The organism is Muriicola sp. E247 (assembly GCF_041358175.1).
Lineage (GTDB): Bacteria > Bacteroidota > Bacteroidia > Flavobacteriales > Flavobacteriaceae > Muriicola.
This window is the reverse complement of sequence record NZ_JBGKBE010000005.1, coordinates 164,346-181,277: the sequence shown is the minus strand read 5'-3', so window position 1 is coordinate 181,277 and position 16,932 is coordinate 164,346. Positions and strand designations below refer to the sequence as shown.

The 16,932-nt window shown below is 42.7% G+C and carries 17 protein-coding genes; 6 read left to right on the top strand and 11 right to left on the bottom strand.

All coding sequences use genetic code 11. The annotated features are described in order from the left end of the window. Window positions 1-3: 3 nt before the first annotated feature. The 3 genes from ACA086_RS09630 to gcvP all read right to left on the bottom strand — a co-directional run bounded on the left by ACA086_RS09630 (window position 4) and on the right by gcvP (window position 4,595). Window positions 4-531 (bottom strand): methyltransferase, encoded by a 528-nt coding sequence (locus ACA086_RS09630; RefSeq protein WP_371003088.1) that lies wholly within the window; start codon window positions 529-531, stop codon window positions 4-6. Window positions 532-534: 3 nt separating this feature from the next. After that, window positions 535-1,593: a 3-oxoacyl-ACP synthase III family protein gene (locus ACA086_RS09625; protein ID WP_371003087.1), complete on the bottom strand. Its 1,059-nt coding sequence runs from the start codon at window positions 1,591-1,593 to the stop codon at window positions 535-537. A 149-nt stretch (window positions 1,594-1,742) separates the two neighbouring features. Beyond that, window positions 1,743-4,595 carry an aminomethyl-transferring glycine dehydrogenase gene (gene gcvP, locus ACA086_RS09620; protein ID WP_371003086.1) on the bottom strand — a complete coding sequence of 951 codons (2,853 nt, stop codon included), beginning with the start codon at window positions 4,593-4,595 and terminating at the stop codon, window positions 1,743-1,745. A gap of 248 nt (window positions 4,596-4,843) precedes the next feature. Between gcvP and ACA086_RS09615 the strand changes: the two genes are divergently transcribed. Continuing rightward, window positions 4,844-5,560 carry a hypothetical protein gene (locus ACA086_RS09615; RefSeq protein WP_371003085.1) on the top strand — a complete coding sequence of 239 codons (717 nt, stop codon included), beginning with the start codon at window positions 4,844-4,846 and terminating at the stop codon, window positions 5,558-5,560. Here the strand turns inward: ACA086_RS09615 and ACA086_RS09610 are convergent. Both ACA086_RS09610 and ACA086_RS09605 read right to left on the bottom strand, forming a co-directional pair. Then, a complete protein-coding gene (locus ACA086_RS09610; protein ID WP_371003084.1) occupies window positions 5,557-5,784 on the bottom strand; it encodes a hypothetical protein in 228 nt (75 codons plus the stop codon). The genes ACA086_RS09615 and ACA086_RS09610 overlap by 4 nt on opposite strands. Beyond that, on the bottom strand, window positions 5,781-6,341 hold the full coding sequence (locus ACA086_RS09605) for a sigma-70 family RNA polymerase sigma factor (RefSeq protein WP_369749111.1): 561 nt from the start codon (window positions 6,339-6,341) through the stop codon (window positions 5,781-5,783). Before ACA086_RS09605 ends, ACA086_RS09610 begins: the two co-directional genes overlap by 4 nt. A 70-nt stretch (window positions 6,342-6,411) precedes the next feature. Between ACA086_RS09605 and ACA086_RS09600 the strand changes: the two genes are divergently transcribed. Beyond that, on the top strand, window positions 6,412-6,771 hold the full coding sequence (locus ACA086_RS09600) for a rhodanese-like domain-containing protein (protein WP_371003083.1): 360 nt from the start codon (window positions 6,412-6,414) through the stop codon (window positions 6,769-6,771). Here ACA086_RS09600 and ACA086_RS09595 read toward each other — a convergent pair. From ACA086_RS09595 to ACA086_RS09585, 3 genes are all read right to left on the bottom strand, one after another. Beyond that, window positions 6,768-8,798 (bottom strand): M3 family metallopeptidase, encoded by a 2,031-nt coding sequence (locus ACA086_RS09595; RefSeq protein ID WP_371003082.1) that lies wholly within the window; start codon window positions 8,796-8,798, stop codon window positions 6,768-6,770. The genes ACA086_RS09600 and ACA086_RS09595 overlap by 4 nt on opposite strands. Window positions 8,799-8,862: 64 nt before the next feature. Beyond that, window positions 8,863-9,351: a 5-(carboxyamino)imidazole ribonucleotide mutase gene (gene purE, locus ACA086_RS09590; RefSeq protein WP_371003081.1), complete on the bottom strand. Its 489-nt coding sequence runs from the start codon at window positions 9,349-9,351 to the stop codon at window positions 8,863-8,865. After that, window positions 9,348-10,529: a 5-(carboxyamino)imidazole ribonucleotide synthase gene (locus tag ACA086_RS09585; RefSeq protein ID WP_371003080.1), complete on the bottom strand. Its 1,182-nt coding sequence runs from the start codon at window positions 10,527-10,529 to the stop codon at window positions 9,348-9,350. The genes purE and ACA086_RS09585 overlap by 4 nt, the downstream gene beginning before the upstream one ends. A gap of 98 nt (window positions 10,530-10,627) precedes the next feature. Here ACA086_RS09585 and ACA086_RS09580 point away from each other — a divergent pair, with 98 nt between their 5' ends. The 3 genes from ACA086_RS09580 (at window position 10,628) to ACA086_RS09570 (ending at window position 13,444) form a co-directional block, all read left to right on the top strand. Further along, window positions 10,628-11,752 carry an adenylate kinase gene (locus ACA086_RS09580; protein WP_371003079.1) on the top strand — a complete coding sequence of 375 codons (1,125 nt, stop codon included), beginning with the start codon at window positions 10,628-10,630 and terminating at the stop codon, window positions 11,750-11,752. A gap of 67 nt (window positions 11,753-11,819) precedes the next feature. Beyond that, window positions 11,820-12,821, top strand: coding sequence for a GTPase ObgE (gene obgE / locus ACA086_RS09575; RefSeq protein WP_369749104.1), 1,002 nt, complete (start codon window positions 11,820-11,822; stop codon window positions 12,819-12,821). Window positions 12,822-12,928: 107 nt separating this feature from the next. Continuing rightward, window positions 12,929-13,444, top strand: a complete 516-nt coding sequence (locus ACA086_RS09570) for a DUF4136 domain-containing protein (protein WP_371003078.1) — start codon at window positions 12,929-12,931, stop codon at window positions 13,442-13,444. 59 nt (window positions 13,445-13,503) lie between these two features. Here the strand turns inward: ACA086_RS09570 and ACA086_RS09565 are convergent, their stop codons facing one another. From ACA086_RS09565 to ACA086_RS09555, 3 genes are read right to left on the bottom strand one after another with little or no spacing between them, the layout of a single operon-like run. Continuing rightward, window positions 13,504-14,292: an SDR family oxidoreductase gene (locus tag ACA086_RS09565; RefSeq protein ID WP_371003077.1), complete on the bottom strand. Its 789-nt coding sequence runs from the start codon at window positions 14,290-14,292 to the stop codon at window positions 13,504-13,506. Between the two features lie 6 nt (window positions 14,293-14,298). Beyond that, entirely contained in the window at window positions 14,299-14,616 is a 318-nt protein-coding gene (locus tag ACA086_RS09560) for a cupin domain-containing protein (RefSeq protein ID WP_371003076.1), read from the bottom strand. 12 nt (window positions 14,617-14,628) lie between these two features. Then, window positions 14,629-15,384, bottom strand: coding sequence for a class I SAM-dependent methyltransferase (locus tag ACA086_RS09555; protein WP_371003075.1), 756 nt, complete (start codon window positions 15,382-15,384; stop codon window positions 14,629-14,631). 178 nt (window positions 15,385-15,562) lie between these two features. Here ACA086_RS09555 and murC point away from each other — a divergent pair, with 178 nt between their 5' ends. Continuing rightward, the gene (gene murC, locus ACA086_RS09550; RefSeq protein ID WP_371003074.1) at window positions 15,563-16,924 is read left to right on the top strand and encodes a UDP-N-acetylmuramate--L-alanine ligase; all 1,362 of its coding nucleotides are present in this window, start codon (window positions 15,563-15,565) and stop codon (window positions 16,922-16,924) included. Window positions 16,925-16,932: the final 8 nt, after the last annotated feature.

Below are 16,932 nucleotides of genomic sequence, written 5' to 3'. Positions count from 1 at the left end.
TATTTAGGGAGTTGATCGTTCGGCATACACAATGTAGTATCGAGGTGTAAATCGCCTTAAAATGGGTCTTACTCCTATTTTATTTACAGGATGTGTCCATTTTTTTGAGTCGATGATGTTCCACCCTGCTTTTTCAAGTAGCCAATCGAATTGCCAGGATTCGAATTCGTGGTAATGCCGGTCTCTTGGGTCGGTTTTACTTCTGTATGCTGAGGCAAACCAGAGTTTCAAGGGGACACTGGCAACTAACTTCGAGGCTTTAATTTCCCTGAGGACATTTAAGGGAGCCAGCATATGTTCAAAAATCTCAAAAGCCGTTACTACTGAGGCGTCTGAGGAGGAAACGGCAGAATAATCCAGATCAAGATCCTCACCCTGCGTATTTTTTACCCTATACCCATGTTTTTCCATAATATGAGTAAAAGGATTAACCACCCCTAAATCCAGGATTGTTTCTGAAGTGTTTACATGCTTTTGTAGAAAGGAAAGGGTATTCTCGTATCTTTTCTTAGGATAATTTGATTCGTACATTCACTAGCATCTATATACGACGGCATTGATATTCATACCTGCACCGACACTCGCAAAGATAACAACATCCCCTTTGCTGATCTGCTGATTTTTAATTTTTCCCTTTCGTACCATATCGAAGAGGGTGGGAACAGTCGCAACAGAGCTGTTGCCTAATTCGTGAATATTCATGGGCATTACCCCTTCCGGCATCTCCCGATCGTATAATTGATAGAATCGTTTTATGATCGCCTCGTCCATCTTCTCATTCGCCTGGTGGATAAAGATCTTTTTAACTTCGTCGATGGAAATACCACTTTTATCAAGGCATTCTTTCATAGCTCCCGGCACATAGGTAATCGCAAACTCGTAAATCTTCCTCCCGTACATTTTAATGTACCGCAGGTCGTCTGGAATTTCCTGATGGTATGAAGAGCCGTGAAACAAATAATAGGCCTCCTCATTGGCGTATGTAGCCGAGTTATGTGCAAGGATTTCACCTCCTCCTTCTTTTGCTTCCACAATACAAGCTCCTGCCCCGTCTGAATAAATCATAGAATCCCTGTCGTGTGGGTCTACAACACGGGACAGTGTTTCTGCCCCAATTACGAGGCATCTTTTGGCTATTCCACTCTTTATAAATGCATAGGCTTGTATCATACCTTCAATCCATCCCGGGCATCCGAAGAGCAGATCATAGGCAACGCATTTCGGATTTTTTATCTGGAGGTGGTTCTTTACCCGGGTAGCCAGACTTGGTAGTGTGTTTCCCTGGGAAGACCCATAAGAGACATCTCCGAAATTGTGTGCAAAGATGATATAGTCTAAATTTTCGGCACTGATGTTGGCATCTTCCAAAGCATTTTGTGAGGCAAAGAATGCCAGGTCTGAGGCATTGTATTCCTTCTTGGCATATCGACGCTCACTAATACCTGTAATCGCTTTAAATTTTTCAATTATTACGGTATTCGACTGTTGGAAGGTTGAACCGTCACTATTGAGGAAATGTTTGTCTTCAAAGGCTTTATTTGGAACCAGCACCTCAGGGATATAGCATCCTGTACCGGAAATGGCAATACTCATAATGCAAATGTTAATTTATTTCAGAAATGTAAATAAAAGCTGATCAAAATAAAAGTACAATGCAACCTAAATACGATGTCCAAAAAGGAAGAAACAAGACCTTAGTGCTCGTTTTACGAACAGTAAAAGGATAGTGAGCTAAAAAAGACCTATTCACTTTCGGCATATGCCTCGATTGGAGCGCAGGTACATATAAGATTGCGATCGCCATAGGCTTCATCAACACGCCTGATGCTCGGCCAGAATTTACTTTCCTCCACATAGGCTAAAGGAAAGGCGGCTTTTTCGCGTGAATAAGGGAAATTCCAGGTATCAGCCGTAACCATTTTTAATGTGTGAGGTGCATTTTTCATCACATTATTAACTTTTTCTTCCTCGATTTCATCAATTTCCTGCCGGATAGCGATCATCGCATCGCAGAAACGATCCAATTCGGATAACCCCTCACTTTCAGTTGGTTCAATCATCATTGTTCCTGCCACGGGAAAAGAAACTGTTGGAGCATGAAATCCGTAGTCCATTAGTCGCTTTGCAATATCTGTAACTTCTACTTCCTTTATCTTAAATGGCCTGCAATCAATAATCATTTCATGGGCAGCCCTCCCTTGTTCACCAGTGTACAACACCTCGTATTTTCCCTCTAGCCTTTCCTTTATATAATTGGCATTGAGGATCGCAATTTCTGTTGCCCGACGCAGACCTTCTGCCCCCAGCATTTTAATATAGCCATATGAAATCAGGCAAGCCAGGGCACTGCCCCAGGGGGCTGCACTAATTGCTGTAATGGCCTTTTCGCCACCTGTCTTCACTACGGGATTCCCGGGTAGAAATGGTGCGAGCTGCTTTGCTACACATATCGGCCCAACGCCCGGACCACCGCCACCATGTGGGATAGCAAAGGTTTTATGCAAGTTGAGGTGACAAACATCGGCACCGATAATTGCCGGATTTGTCAGTCCTACCTGGGCATTCATATTTGCCCCATCCATATATACCTGTCCTCCGTGATCATGGATCAGTTGGGTAATTTTTCTTATCGATGATTCAAAAACTCCATGGGTAGAAGGATATGTCACCATGAGAGCTGCGAGATTTTCTGAATGCAACTTTACTTTTTCCTCCAGATCGTTGACGTCAATATTTCCTTTTTCATCGGTCTTTGTGACAATAACACGCATCCCGGCCATAACTGCTGAGGCTGGATTTGTTCCATGCGCGGAAGCGGGGATAATACAAATATTCCTGTGTGATTCTCCATTGGATTGGTGATATGCCCTGATGGTCATCAACCCTGCATATTCACCCTGGGCCCCTGAATTGGGCTGTAGTGATGTTGCTGCAAAACCCGTGATAATGCTGAGTTCGCGTGAGAGTTCCTCTAAAACCTCATGGTAACCTGCTGCCTGTTCCAAAGGAACAAAGGGGTGGATATTGCCCCATTCAGGCATACTCAGGGGTAACATTTCGGAAGCTGCATTGAGTTTCATTGTACAAGACCCTAAAGAGATCATAGAATGGTTCAGAGCAAGGTCTTTGCGTTCTAGTCGTTTCAGATAACGCATTAACTGCGTTTCTGAATGGTATGAATTAAAGACCTCATGAGTAAGGTAAACTGATGTTCTCTGCATATCTACACCTAGGAGGGATATTCTTTTACTGGCGTTACCAGTAGGCTTTTCTTTCCCAAGAGCTATTGCAAAAACAGTCAGGATTTCGTTTACCCTTTCTTTTGTGGTTGCCTCATTGAGGGAGATGGCAATGGTCTCCTTATCGACATAGAGAAAATTAATATGATTTTTTTCAGCAATCGGTCGGATCTGTTCCGAATTTGCTTTTACCAGAATGGTATCGAAGAAGGCTGAATTTAATTGGTAAAGTCCCATTTGTTCCAGCCCATCAGCGAGATGAAGGGTATGAGAATGAACCTTATCAGCGATATACTTTAATCCTTTAGGTCCGTGGTAAACGGCATAGGCTCCCGCCATTACAGCCAGTAAAACCTGAGCTGTACATATGTTTGAAGTGGCTTTATCCCTCTTTATATGTTGCTCCCTTGTCTGCAGCGCCATTCTCAGGCCCCGGGCACCATCAGAATCACGTGTAACTCCGATAATCCTTCCCGGAATACTGCGCTTAAAATCTTCTCTTGTGGCAAAAAAAGCAGCATGCGGTCCACCATACCCAAGCGGAATGCCAAAACGCTGAGTAGATCCGACAACTACGTCTGCACCGAATTCACCTGGAGGGGTAAGCAGCACCAGGCTCAAAATATCAGCGACAACAGCCACACGGATGTTATTGTTTTTTGCCTTCGAGACAAAGTCGGAATAATTAAAAATCGCACCGTATTTCCCCGGGTATTGCAGTAATATCCCGAAATAACCCGGGTTTAATTCAATTTCTGTGTGTTTTCCTATAACTAGTTCTATACCCAGGGGTTCTGCCCGCGTCTCAAGCAAAGAGAGAGTCTGGGGTAATACTTCTTCTGATACGAAAAATTTTACGACCTGGTTTTTTTTCTGATCTCTTGTTCTAACATCGAAGAGCATGGTCATGGCTTCTGCAGCAGCCGTACTTTCATCTAATAGTGAGGCATTGGCCAACTCCATCCCGGTGAGGTCGCATACCATGGTCTGAAAATTCAGCAAAGCTTCCAGTCGTCCCTGGGCAATCTCAGCCTGATAAGGAGTATAGGCCGTATACCATCCCGGATTTTCCAGGATATTTCGTTTGATTACCGAGGGCGTAATACTTTCGTGATATCCCAGGCCGATATACGATTTGAACACTTTATTTTTTCGGGACACCTCGTGAATGTGATTTAGAAATTCCTGTTCACTCATGGGTTTATCCAAAGGCAGGTCTTCCTTCAGGCGGATGTCTTGTGGGATGGTCTGAAAAATAAGTTCATCCAGACTATCGACTCCAATAGTTTTTAACATATCAGGAAGGTCCTCTTCTCTAATACCGATATGGCGAAGTGCAAAAGAATCTGTGTTCATAATCGATGCGTAAATTTACATTGCTAAAAGGAGCACAAAATTAGGTAATTATTCCTTTAAATCAGGCAGATAAAAGGCCTGCAAAGCCAAAGTTTTTAACCAAAACCAGTTGATAGAACTGCTTTGTCTATTTTTGTTTAATGCAGTGGGCAGGAAAGATTTTTGATTTTTATGTCAAAGCCAGTATCCATGTGTCTTTGGCCGTGGTTTCCTTTTTATTTCTAACCTCCTGTTTCTTAAACATTAGCGTGCCAAACAGCCTTTATCTTTTCATTTTTTTTGGTACAATACCTGCATATAATTTTATAAAACAAACCAGGGGCGGTCAAAATCAGTATTTCGGTTTATTATCAGGTGATAAAACGATACGCTGGTTCAGTGTTCTCTCCCTTACATTCGCCGCGTATTTTGGAACGCAGCTAACAGCCAATACCATGATGGGTGTTCTTATCCTTGCTGTACTCGCTGTATTTTATACCATACCCATTTTTCCGAGCCGGAAAACGCTCAGACATTCAGGGATCATAAAAATTCTCATAATTGCATTCGTATGGGCCGGCGCTACTGTATTATTACCGGTTATCGAAGTACAACAGAATTTGAGCTGGGATGTATGGATTGAAACTTTGCAACGCTTACTCGTGATTTTGGTCCTGATGGTCCCTTTCGAAATCAGGGACCTTGGCGTTGATCCCAATGAGATGATGACAATCCCTCAGCGATTGGGAATCAGAAAAACAAGACGACTTGGGATTATTTTATGCCTGATTGGCTTTCTGCTGACATTCATGAAAGACGAGCTGTTAGCCTATGAAGTACTTGGTAAATCGATTATTTCGCTTAGTCTTATCGGACTTCTGGTCTGGCTGCCCAAGAAGCAACACAGGTACTTTGCATCTTTTTGGGTGGAGGCTTTTCCAGTTTTTTGGGCTGGGTTCTTATGGGGTATACTTAATACTGTCTAGAGATTATCCCTGAGTTTTTGCTTTAGATCTTCTTTTGCAGCATCGCTGAGGACAATCAATTTGGCCTTTTCGAACAAGCTCGATAGTTGCTTGTTTTTTCTGGAGAAAGATTTGCATGTGCTGCAAAAAAGGATGTGCAGCTTTAGCTTTATCTTTTCAGATACACTTGCCTCATGGTATTGAGATTTATTGCAAATCAATGCGGCTTCATCACAAGAGATCATAACGTAAACCAGTTTTTATTAAGGCATCCCATCAGAGCTGTCCTGGCCCTGTGAATCATTACCCAAAGATTAGACGGATTTATATCGAGTTCTTTACAAATATCTTCAGTAGCAAGTCCGCGCACGGTTTTCATGGTAAATACACGGCGTTGGTTTACAGGTAATAAATCAATACAAGCCTGAATGGCCAACCCTAATTCCTTATTTTCAATAGCATCATTTTCAGTGATACTACCCGGATCTGCTACTTGTTCTTCAAGCCAATCCCCTTCATTTTCTGATGATGATTTATAATTACGGCGTACTTCAGCTTTGCCCTTTTTAGAATTGATCCGGCGATAATGATCAATGATCTTTCTTTTGAGGATTGAAATAAGCCAGGTTCTTTCAGACGCCTTTCCTTTGTAATTTTCAGCCGATTTCAAGGCTGCTATAAAGGTATCCTGGATAAGGTCCTTGGCTATTTCCTGGTCACTCACTCTGGAAATAGCGTAGTTAAAAAGATAGTCGGCATGAGCATCTACCCAGGAATCCGGCTCTAGTTGACGAGGTTTCATAGCGTTTTATTGCTTATAAAAATAAGGGTTTTTAAAGAAAAAAGGTAACTTTGATTCAAATGACAAAAAGGTGAAAAACTATCTATCTTTTTTTGTATTTCTGCTCGTTGCCGGGAGTTGCAAAAACATCACCAATCAATTGCCGATCAATCAGTTTCAGCAAGAGAATCTGGAGAACTACACCTTAGTGGATGTACGTACCCCGGAGGAATTTGAGGCAGGACATCTTGACAATGCGATCAACATCAACTGGTACGATACTGATTTTACTGAGAAGGTTGGTGTTCTGGACAAGGAGCATACCATCTATGTGTACTGCAAGAAAGGGGGTAGAAGTGCCAAAGCACAGGCCGTTCTCGATTCTTTGGGATTCAGGGCTGTAGACCTTACTGGGGGCTATGACGTGATAGCCGGTTCGGAAGAGGATTAAGCCGATCTCTTTAGCAGGCCTGCTCGTTCAAGCAACGCATCGAGCTTAGGTTCACTTCCTCTGAATTTCTTGTAAAGTTCCATAGGTTTTTCTGTACCTCCCTTACTAAGAATGTAGTCCTTAAACTTTCTGGCCACCTCTTTATTGAATATTCCATTTTCCTTAAAGTAGGCAAAGGCATCCGCATCGAGAACTTCAGCCCATTTATAACTGTAATAGCCCGCAGAATATCCTCCCTGAAATATGTGCGAAAACGCCGTACTCATACAGGTTTGGGGAATATCCGCAAATAGCTGAGTATCTTGGAAGGCTTGCAGTTCATATTCTTTCACTTCGTCAATCCCTGAGGGATCCCTGCCATGCCACGCCATGTCGAGAAATCCAAAACTCAATTGCCTTAAAGTCGCCATTCCCTCCAGGAAATTAGAGGACTCCTTTATTTTATCAATCATTTCCATGGGCAGGACTTCCCCCGTCTCATAGTGATGTGCAAATCGTTTGAGGGCTTCCTTTTCAAAGCACCAGTTTTCCATGATCTGGCTAGGTAATTCTACAAAATCCCAATAAACAGAAGTGCCTGAGAGGCTGGGATAGGAAGTATCGGCAAGCATACCGTGAAGGGCATGCCCGAACTCATGGAATAAAGTGGTTACCTCGTTAAAAGTGAGTAATGACGGCTTGGTTTTGGTGGGCTTTGTAAAATTGCAAACAATGGAAATATGGGGTCTTTCATTGTTACCTTCCTTTCTGAATTGAGGCTTGTAGGAGCACATCCATGCGCCTCCCCGTTTCCCCGGTCTTGGATGGAAATCAGCATAAAAAATCGCAATCAGTTCACCATCCTGACCAGTAACCCGATACGTTTTTACATCCTCATGGTAGGTGTCAATATCTGAAACTTCCTTGAACTGTATGCCGTATAATTCACTCGCAATACTAAAAACCCCGCTGATAACATTTTCCAGTTTAAAATAAGGTTTCAGCTTTTCATCATCAAGGTCGAATAGTTTCTGTTTTAGTTTCTCACTATAATAACTATTATCCCACTTTTCAAAAGTCTCTAACCCGTCCAGTTCCTTTGCAAACTCTTTAAGCTGATTTAATTCTCTGAAGGCAGCGGGTTTGGCTTTTTCTTTGAGTTCCTCGAGGAACGACAACACTTTTTCAGGAGTTTCTGCCATACGTTCTTCCAGCACGTAGTGCGCATGGGTGTCATACCCCAGCAATTTAGCCCTTTCATACCTCAGTTGAGAAATTTTCAGAACCAGTTTTTTATTATCGAGTTCATCGTCGTGGAAACCCTTGCTGCTGAAAGCAATTGCCAGCTTTTTGCGTAATTTTCTGTTCTTAGCATAGGTCATAAAAGGGACATAACTGGGATAATCAAGGGTGATGATCCAGCCTTTTTTTCCCTTTGAAGCAGCCAGTTGGGAGGCAGCTTCTTTTGCACCCTCGGGAAGACCTTCCACATCTTCAGCCCTGGTGAGATGCATTTCATATTTGTTGGTTTCGGCCAGCACATGTTCACCAAAAGTCAGTTTTAATTGGGCTAATTCCTTGTCGATGGCACGGAGTTGTGTTTTTTTATCGTCAGGAAGGTGAGCTCCGTTTCTGCTAAAGAATTTGTATTTTTTATCGAGTAACATTTGCTCCTCCTCATTGAGTGCCAAGGAGTCTTTTATTTCAAAAATTGCCGCTACTTTCTCAAACAGAGCCTGATTCAGCGCAATATCGTTGCTGAATTCGGTAAGCATGGGAGAAATTTCCTGAGCCAGTTTTTGAATTTCCTCACTGGTCTCAGCAGAATTCAGATTGAAAAACAGGCTGGAAAGCCTGTCGAGGTGTGCCCCGGCAAATTCGAGGGCTTCAATGGTATTTTTAAAGGTGGGCTTTTCCTTCGAACTTACAATCTCATCGATCTCCAGGCGAGCCTGTTCTAAAGCCTTTTCAAAGGCCGGTTTAAAATGAGCTGTTTTTATGGAACTGAAAGGAGCCAGATCAAATGGCTCTTGCAATGCGTTTTTCATGTACTTGTTAAATTGAATCAGACAAAAGAATGAGAATAGCTACAATTGAGGAAGTATATAATTTTCAACCCTTCTTTACTTCTTTTGCCCCTTTTATCACTTTTTCCTTTAGGCCTTTTTTGTAGAGTACAATTTTGTCAAGGACACAGCTATCCTGGCATCCAATGATCTGAGCGGCGAGTATTCCTGCGTTTTTAGCTCCATTCAGGGCAACAGTAGCAACAGGAACCCCACCTGGCATTTGAAGGATAGAAAGAACAGAATCCCACCCATCTATTGAGTTACTGCTTTTGATCGGTACACCAATAACTGGCAGCGGAGATAAAGAAGCCAGCATACCAGGTAGGTGTGCAGCGCCCCCAGCTCCTGCAATGATCACTTTAAATCCTTCAGTGTGCGCCGATTTTCCAAACTCAAAAAGCTTCTCAGGCGTCCTATGGGCCGAGATGATATCGACCATAACTTCCAGATCGAATCCTTTTAAGATATCAACGGCTTCCTGCATAACCGGAAGGTCACTCGTGCTTCCCATGACAATGGCAACTTTGCTCATACTTTTTGTTTACTGATTACATTGATCGTTTGTTTTACCTCTGCAGCAATTTTTCTGGCTTCCTGCATATCTTCATTTACAATGGTCACATGCCCCATCTTCCTGAATGGCCTGGTAAGGGTTTTTCCATAAATGTGTGGAGTTACCCCTTTCAGCCTAAGAATCTGCTCTATATTTTCATAAAAAACCTCTCCTTCATAACCTTCAGCACCAACCAGATTAACCATGACCCCCGCCACCTTGCTTTCTGTATTTCCCAGAGGTAAACCAAGAATACAGCGAAGGTGTTGTTCAAACTGATTGGTAAAACTGGCTTCAATACTGTAATGACCGCTGTTGTGTGGTCTTGGTGCTACTTCATTGACCAGGACTTCATCATCTTTGGTCTGGAACATTTCTACTGCAAGTAACCCAATATGTTGCAATTCTTCAGAAACTTTAAGAGCCGTTTTAATGGCTTTCCGGGCGATGTGATCTTCAATACGAGCAGGGCACAGTACGTATTCTACCTGATTGGCCTCCGGATGGAATTCCATCTCCACAACCGGGTAGTTAACGCTACTTCCATTGGCACTCCTGGCTACTATGACGGCTAATTCGGTCTTAAAAGGTATCAGCTCTTCCGCCAGACATTCCACATTGGGAAGATTTTTCAGATCCGAAACTTCCCTGATGATCTTAACCCCCTGTCCGTCATACCCAAATTGTGCGCTTTTCCACACAAATGGCAAGTTCAGCCCCCCGTGATTTATACTTTCCTGTATCTCGCTGGTATAGGCAAAACGGGAGAAATCTGCCGTAGGTATACCGTGATCTACATAGAACAACTTCTGGGTAATTTTATTCTGAATGAGCCTTAGTTCCCTGGGGGTTGGGAAAACCCGTACACCCTCTTCTTCCAATTTCTCCAGGGCCTCAATGTTGACATTTTCGATTTCTATGGTAAGTACATCCAGGTTTTTACCAAACTCGTAAACAGCCTGGTAGTCCATCAGATCACCTTGAACAAATTCATTGCAGGACAAACGACATGGAGCATCTTTTGATGGGTCCATAACCCTGGTTGCGATATCCCATTTGCGCGTTTCATAAAGCAACATTTTTCCCAATTGCCCACCACCTAAAATACCCAGGGTGAATGATGAAGAAAAATAACTCGAATTATCAGACGTAGACATGTAATTTGAAGAGGTTTTGACAAAAATACATCTTAATCTTATAAACCAAGGCCAGCGCCTCTAAAAAGAGATTTCAAAATGCTATATTTGCCCTCCTGATGGACAAAACGGACACCATAAAAATCCTTGATAAGAATTTTGAATTATTCCTTACAGAGGAAGAGATTCTCAATGCCGTTAAAAAGGTTGCCGGAGAAATAGCTGCCGACTATAAGGATGAGGTTCCCATTTTTGTCGGTGTGCTCAACGGAGCCTTTATGTTTGTGTCCGATTTCCTGAAGAATTATCCCTATCCTTGTGAGGTTTCTTTTGTGAAATTGAGCTCCTACAGGGGTCTCACATCTACCGGGATTGTGGAAACCCTTCTGGATGTACCCGACAATATAGAAGGACGCAGTGTAATTATCCTCGAGGATATTATAGATACAGGAAGGACTTTACAGGAATTGGTACACCTCTTTTCTAACACCAATGTCAAGAATTTTAAGATCGCCAGCCTCTTTTTTAAATCAGAGGTCTACAATGGGGAATACACCATAGATTATTTTGGAATGAAAATTCCTGATAAGTTTATTGTGGGATATGGCCTGGATTATATGGAGCAGGGGCGAAACCTAAAAGCAGTTTATCAAATTAACCAATCGCATATGATTAACCTCGTTTTATTCGGGAAGCCCGGAGCCGGGAAAGGAACTCAGGCAGGATATTTAAAGGAAAAGTACAACCTTAAGCATATTTCAACAGGAGATGTGTTTCGTTATAATATAAAGAACAATACCAAATTGGGGCAGTTAGCCAAATCTTATATGGATAAAGGCGATCTGGTTCCTGACGAAGTCACCATAAGTATGCTGAAGGACGAGGTTGAGAAAAACCCGGAAGCCAGTGGATTTATCTTCGACGGCTTCCCCCGAACTACGGCCCAGGCAGAGGCTTTGGATAATTTCCTGGATTCCAAGGACATGAAAATCCACGCAACAATAGCCCTGGAAGCTCAGGATGAAATTCTGATTAATCGACTTTTGGAACGTGGGAAGAGCAGTGGTCGTTCGGATGATCAGGACGAGGAAAAAATCAGAAACAGATTTGAAGAATACAATCAGAAAACAGCACCCCTCAAAGAGTTTTATGAGGCACAGGGCAAGTTTCACAGTGTCAATGGGATTGGTGATATTGAAGAAATCACTGAACGTCTGTCAAAGGTGATAGATACCCTTTCGTAAGCGGAACCTTTTTAATAGTTGAGCGCTCGAATACTAACATTCTTCCGGAGCATAATTATTTTGATTTATGACTGAAGGTAATTTTGTTGATTACGTCAAAGTACACGTTGTCTCTGGTAAAGGGGGCAAGGGCTCTACACACCTGCATCGCGAAAAGTATGTACCCAAAGGCGGTCCCGACGGGGGAGATGGTGGCCGGGGAGGTCATGTTATTCTCAAAGGAAACGAAAGCCTGTGGACCCTTTTGCATTTTAAATACAAACGCCATTTTAAGGCGGGTCATGGCGAAAATGGCAGTAAGAACAGGAGTACAGGCGCCGACGGTCAGGATGTATACCTGGAAGTTCCTTTGGGAACCGTAGTGAAGGATTCAGAGACCGGAGAAGTATTAATGGAGATTACCGAACACGGGCAGGAAGAAAAGCTTGCAGAGGGTGGAATGGGGGGTCGTGGGAACTGGCACTTTAAAACCGCAACCAATCAAACCCCCCGATATGCTCAACCGGGCATTCCGGGTCAGGAAAAAGACGTCATCCTCGAACTTAAAGTACTGGCCGACGTAGGTCTTGTAGGTTTCCCCAATGCCGGCAAATCTACCTTACTTTCTGTGCTTACTTCAGCCAAACCTAAGATTGCTGACTACCCTTTTACTACCTTAAAGCCCAACCTGGGGATTGTGGAGTACAGAGACTTTAAAAGTTTTGTGATGGCCGATATCCCAGGGATTATTGAAGGCGCTGCAGAGGGAAAAGGGCTTGGGCATTATTTTCTAAGACATATTGAACGAAATGCTATCCTGCTTTTCCTTATTCCTGCCGATAGTATCGATGTGTCCCAGGAATACGAAATACTTCTGAAGGAACTGAGGGATTACAATCCCGAACTCCTGGATAAGGAAAGACTGGTAGCTATTTCCAAGGCTGATCTTCTCGATGAGGAACTGATGGACGAAATGCGGAAAGAAGTTAAAAAAGACCTTAAAGACGTTCCTTTTATGTTTATTTCTTCAGTTTCTCAATACGGACTTCAATCGCTCAAAGACAAGCTCTGGGGGCTGTTAAACGAATAAGTTTTCTTTCTCTTCCTGAACATTCTGATTTTCCGTAAATTAGAGTTTGACCAACTTAAAGAGTTGAACACCTACGGGATTAATTCAGAAACTCTAGTTCAGAATTCATGAGAAACTGTCTGTTTTTTTTGCTCATTATGTTATCTGCCTGCTCTTCGCTGAAGGTAGATTACGACTATGACGCACAAACTGATTTTAGCAGTTTCCAGACCTACAATTACTATCCCGACATTCAGACGGGCTTAAGTGATTTAGATTCAAGGCGATTATTATCGGCTCTCGATTCAGTGCTTATCTCAAAGGGGTTCAAATCTTCCGAGGAACCCGATTTCTTTATCAATATCGAATCAAGAGAATTTGGCCCCACTCAAAACAGCAATGTGGGAGTTGGCATAGGAGGCGGAGGCAGAAATGTAGGTGGAGGTGTCAGTATTGGCGTGCCCTTGGGTGGGTCAGGGATAGAACGGGAGATTCTGTTCGATTTTATCGATAGTCAGAGGGATATATTATTCTGGCAGGCTATCAGTACAAGTAGCTATCGCGAAAATGCAAGTCCCGCAGAACGAGAACGGCTGTTACGGCAAATTGTAGTTAAGGTAATGTCTAAATATCCGCCCCTTTAGTGGGATAGCCTATGTTGATTATAATCACTTAGGATGTGTGAACATGTCCTTTTACCTGCCTAAAGGGATTTTAACAGGCCTCCGTCTATAGGGATATTGATTCCTGTGATATAAGCGGCCTGATCTGAGGCGAGAAAAGTTGCCAGGTAGCCGTATTCCTCTGGTTTACCCAACCTTTTTAAAGGGACATTACTCGTCATAAAATTCCTTACTTCGCTTGGTTCAATTTGCTGCTGTTCTGCTTTTTTTTGATTGAGTTCATTCAATCGTTCTGTGTCAAAGTATCCAGTTAGAATATTGTTGACCGTAATCTGATGCGGTCCGACCTCAGTTGCCAGACTTTTTGCCCAGGCCACCACGGCAGAGCGGATTGTGTTAGACAGCACAAGATATGACAAGGGTTCTTTTACCGAAACCGAAGCAACATTGATAATTCGGCCCCAACTCCGGGCTTTCATATGTGTTAAGGCCAGCTGTGTGGTGAAGACCACTGTCTTAAACATGGTATCAAAGGCATTTTGATAATCTCCTACCTCTTTTTCTGTAGCTGATCCAGCCAGAGGTCCCTGAGTATTATTGATAAGGATGTCAACAGTATTCGTAGCAAAGTACTCTTCCATGATTCCTTTGTACTGTTCATAATTGTTAAAATCCACTGCCAAATATTGGTGCTCTTGCTCTGGAGTACTTTTATGCAGTGAGGCTACAATCGACCTGAGTTTTTCTTCCCTTCTGGCCATTACTGTAACGCTGGCGCCGCTTTTGGCCAATTGGCGGGCAATGCCAAGTCCTATTCCCCGGCTGCTACCTCCAACAAGAGCATTTTTCCCATTTAAGTTAATGATCATAATCGTTTATCTATAGGCCTCTCTTACCGGACTGAATATATCCATTAGCAGACAGGGAGTTAATGCTTTGCCACTATGTGGGAGGTGTGGCGGAATAACAATGAGCTCACCGGATTTGTAAATTGCCGTACTTCCATCCACGGTAAATTCAAATTCGCCTTCGAGAACCTGCATGATCTGCTCATTTTCATGTGAGTGTTCCGGAACTTCTGCATCTTTCTTTACTTCCCAGTAAACCAGGGTCATTTTTTCTCCATGTATCATTTTGCCCAGAAAGCCCGGGATGATCTCTTCCGGAGTCATTTTTTCTAAATGTATTTTCATTTGATGATAAGTTCAGCTCTTTTGTATAAGGTACATATGTTCGTTGAGTATTTCATCTTCAGATATCGATATGTCTGGTTTGTATCTTGAAGCCAGACTCATGGTATCCTGGTGATCAATGAGGTGATATCCTTGAACGGATGTGTAGAATTCTTCCGGTACGGTCTGATAATTAAATTGCTGATTTTTCTCCAGATTCACTTCTACAAAATCGATTAACTTCTTAAAAACTTTTTGCTTTTCCAGAGAGGGCTCAAAGGAAACACTTCCAATGAAATCTTGCTTTTTCTGTAACCGATTGAAGAGATTAAAAAGTCGAGTAGTATCCTCCCTCCCCAAAAAAAACAAAACTCCTTCAATCAGAATAAATATTTTCTTACCCTCTGACAGCGGAAGTAATTTATTATAAAGATATTCCAGTGAAACCGCATTAAAGTCGGCCGACACATATTCGATATTTCTCTTTGGCAGTAATCCTTCAGCCTGCCATAGGTGGGTTTTATCCTTTTTAAAAGAAATGACATCGGTCGTATCAATTTCCACATATAGAACCGACGGGGGGAGGGTAAAAGGGTACATGCTGAATCCACATCCAAAATTCATAAGGATATCGATTTTATTTTCTTTTGCCAGGGTATTCAGGGTATCGAAAAAGTACCTGTTCCGAAGGCAGTGGGCAAGAGCTTCATAAGAAGATACAGCCTGACTATAGCGTTGGGCATGCACATTTGTAGCTTCATTTGCCCATAGATGGGCAAAAGGATCCAAACTCAGGGAAGGGTCTCCGGCCCTGAATGCAGCTGTGACAAAAGCGGTCTCGTGTATGTTTATTTTCTGTTCCAGAACAAAAATCCTATGCAGAATCTAAGATAGTAAGAATCTCCGTCCCTCTTCACTTTGGGAAGCATATTTCAAACCCTATCTTTGTTCGAAATTTTACTGGCAAATGCGGATCCATTTTATTGCTATAGGGGGAAGTGCCATGCACAACCTCGCCCTAGCCTTGCACGACAAGGGGTATGAAATTTCAGGGAGTGATGATGTTATTTTTGAACCCTCTAAATCGCGGTTAGAGCGGCAAGGCCTGTTACCAGAGCAATTTGGATGGTATCCCGGAAAACTTGACAAAAACATAAATGCTGTCATCCTTGGGATGCATGCAAAAAAAGACAATCCCGAATTATTAAAAGCTCAGGAGCTGGGGTTAAAGATCTATTCCTACCCGGAGTTCCTCTATGAGCAATCAAAAAATAAAACACGGGTAGTGATCGGCGGAAGTCATGGCAAAACAACGATCACATCAATGATACTGCATGTGCTCGCCTATAATGGAAAGGCCGTCGATTATATGGTAGGGGCACAACTGGAAGGATTTAACCGTATGGTTCATCTGACCGAGGAAAACGACTTTATAGTTCTTGAAGGGGATGAGTATTTGTCCTCTCCTATAGATAAACGCCCTAAATTCCACCTGTATCAACCTAATATTGCCCTTTTGAGTGGAATCGCCTGGGATCATATGAATGTCTTTCCCACTTTTGAGAATTACCTCCAGCAATTTCAAATCTTTGTAGATAGCATAGTTAAGGGAGGTAGTATTACTTACAACCAGGAAGACAAATGGGTTGCTGAAGTGGTGGAAAAGACGGAAAACACGATCAGGAAATTTCCCTACGGAACCCCTGATTACCAGGTTATAGAAGGCCAGACCTATCTAAGTACTGAAGAAGGCCCCTTACCCATTGAAGTTTTTGGGAAACATAACCTGAGTAATTTGGCCGGGGCAAAATGGATTTGTCAGCAGATGGGTGTTGATGAGGATGACTTTTACCAGGCCATAAGCACCTTTAAAGGAGCATCAAAGCGTCTGGAGAAACTGGGGGAAAGTAAGTCCTCTGTTGTCTTTAAAGACTTTGCCCATTCGCCTAGTAAAGTAGCGGCAACCACAAAAGCGAGTAAAGAACAATTTCCTGACAAAAAGCTGGTGGCCTGCCTGGAACTACATACTTACAGCAGCCTTAATGAAGCCTTTCTCTCACACTATCAGGGAACGCTTGACGTTGCAGACGTAAGGGCGGTATTTTATTCCCCTGAATCTGTGGCTATCAAAAAACTGGCGCCTTTGTCAGCAGAACAGATCAGAAGGGCTTTTAAAAATGAGAAGCTGGAAGTATTTACCGATCCCGCGGAATTTGAACAATTTTTATACCAGCAGGAAATTGATAATACTGTATTTCTGCTGATGAGTTCCGGAAATTATGGCGGACTAGACCTGCAGGCCTTCCTGGGTCACTTAGGGATTAGTTAAGTTTTCTT

Bases quoted from the DNA above. Each gene is read 5' to 3' on its own strand.
- ACA086_RS09625 (WP_371003087.1), bottom strand. From the start codon at position 1,593: ATGAGTATTGCCATTTCCGGTACAGGATGCTATATCCCTGAGGTGCTG.
- ACA086_RS09565 (WP_371003077.1), bottom strand. From the start codon at position 14,292: ATGATCATTAACTTAAATGGGAAAAATGCTCTTGTTGGAGGTAGCAGC.
- murC (WP_371003074.1), top strand. From the start codon at position 15,563: ATGCGGATCCATTTTATTGCTATAGGGGGAAGTGCCATGCACAACCTC.
- ACA086_RS09570 (WP_371003078.1), top strand. From the start codon at position 12,929: ATGAGAAACTGTCTGTTTTTTTTGCTCATTATGTTATCTGCCTGCTCT.
- ACA086_RS09585 (WP_371003080.1), bottom strand. From the start codon at position 10,529: ATGTCTACGTCTGATAATTCGAGTTATTTTTCTTCATCATTCACCCTG.
- gcvP (WP_371003086.1), bottom strand. From the start codon at position 4,595: ATGAACACAGATTCTTTTGCACTTCGCCATATCGGTATTAGAGAAGAG.
- ACA086_RS09605 (WP_369749111.1), bottom strand. From the start codon at position 6,341: ATGAAACCTCGTCAACTAGAGCCGGATTCCTGGGTAGATGCTCATGCC.
- ACA086_RS09560 (WP_371003076.1), bottom strand. From the start codon at position 14,616: ATGAAAATACATTTAGAAAAAATGACTCCGGAAGAGATCATCCCGGGC.
- ACA086_RS09595 (WP_371003082.1), bottom strand. From the start codon at position 8,798: ATGAAAAACGCATTGCAAGAGCCATTTGATCTGGCTCCTTTCAGTTCC.
- ACA086_RS09630 (WP_371003088.1), bottom strand. From the start codon at position 531: ATGTACGAATCAAATTATCCTAAGAAAAGATACGAGAATACCCTTTCC.
- purE (WP_371003081.1), bottom strand. From the start codon at position 9,351: ATGAGCAAAGTTGCCATTGTCATGGGAAGCACGAGTGACCTTCCGGTT.
- ACA086_RS09610 (WP_371003084.1), bottom strand. From the start codon at position 5,784: ATGATCTCTTGTGATGAAGCCGCATTGATTTGCAATAAATCTCAATAC.
- obgE (WP_369749104.1), top strand. From the start codon at position 11,820: ATGACTGAAGGTAATTTTGTTGATTACGTCAAAGTACACGTTGTCTCT.
- ACA086_RS09580 (WP_371003079.1), top strand. From the start codon at position 10,628: ATGGACAAAACGGACACCATAAAAATCCTTGATAAGAATTTTGAATTA.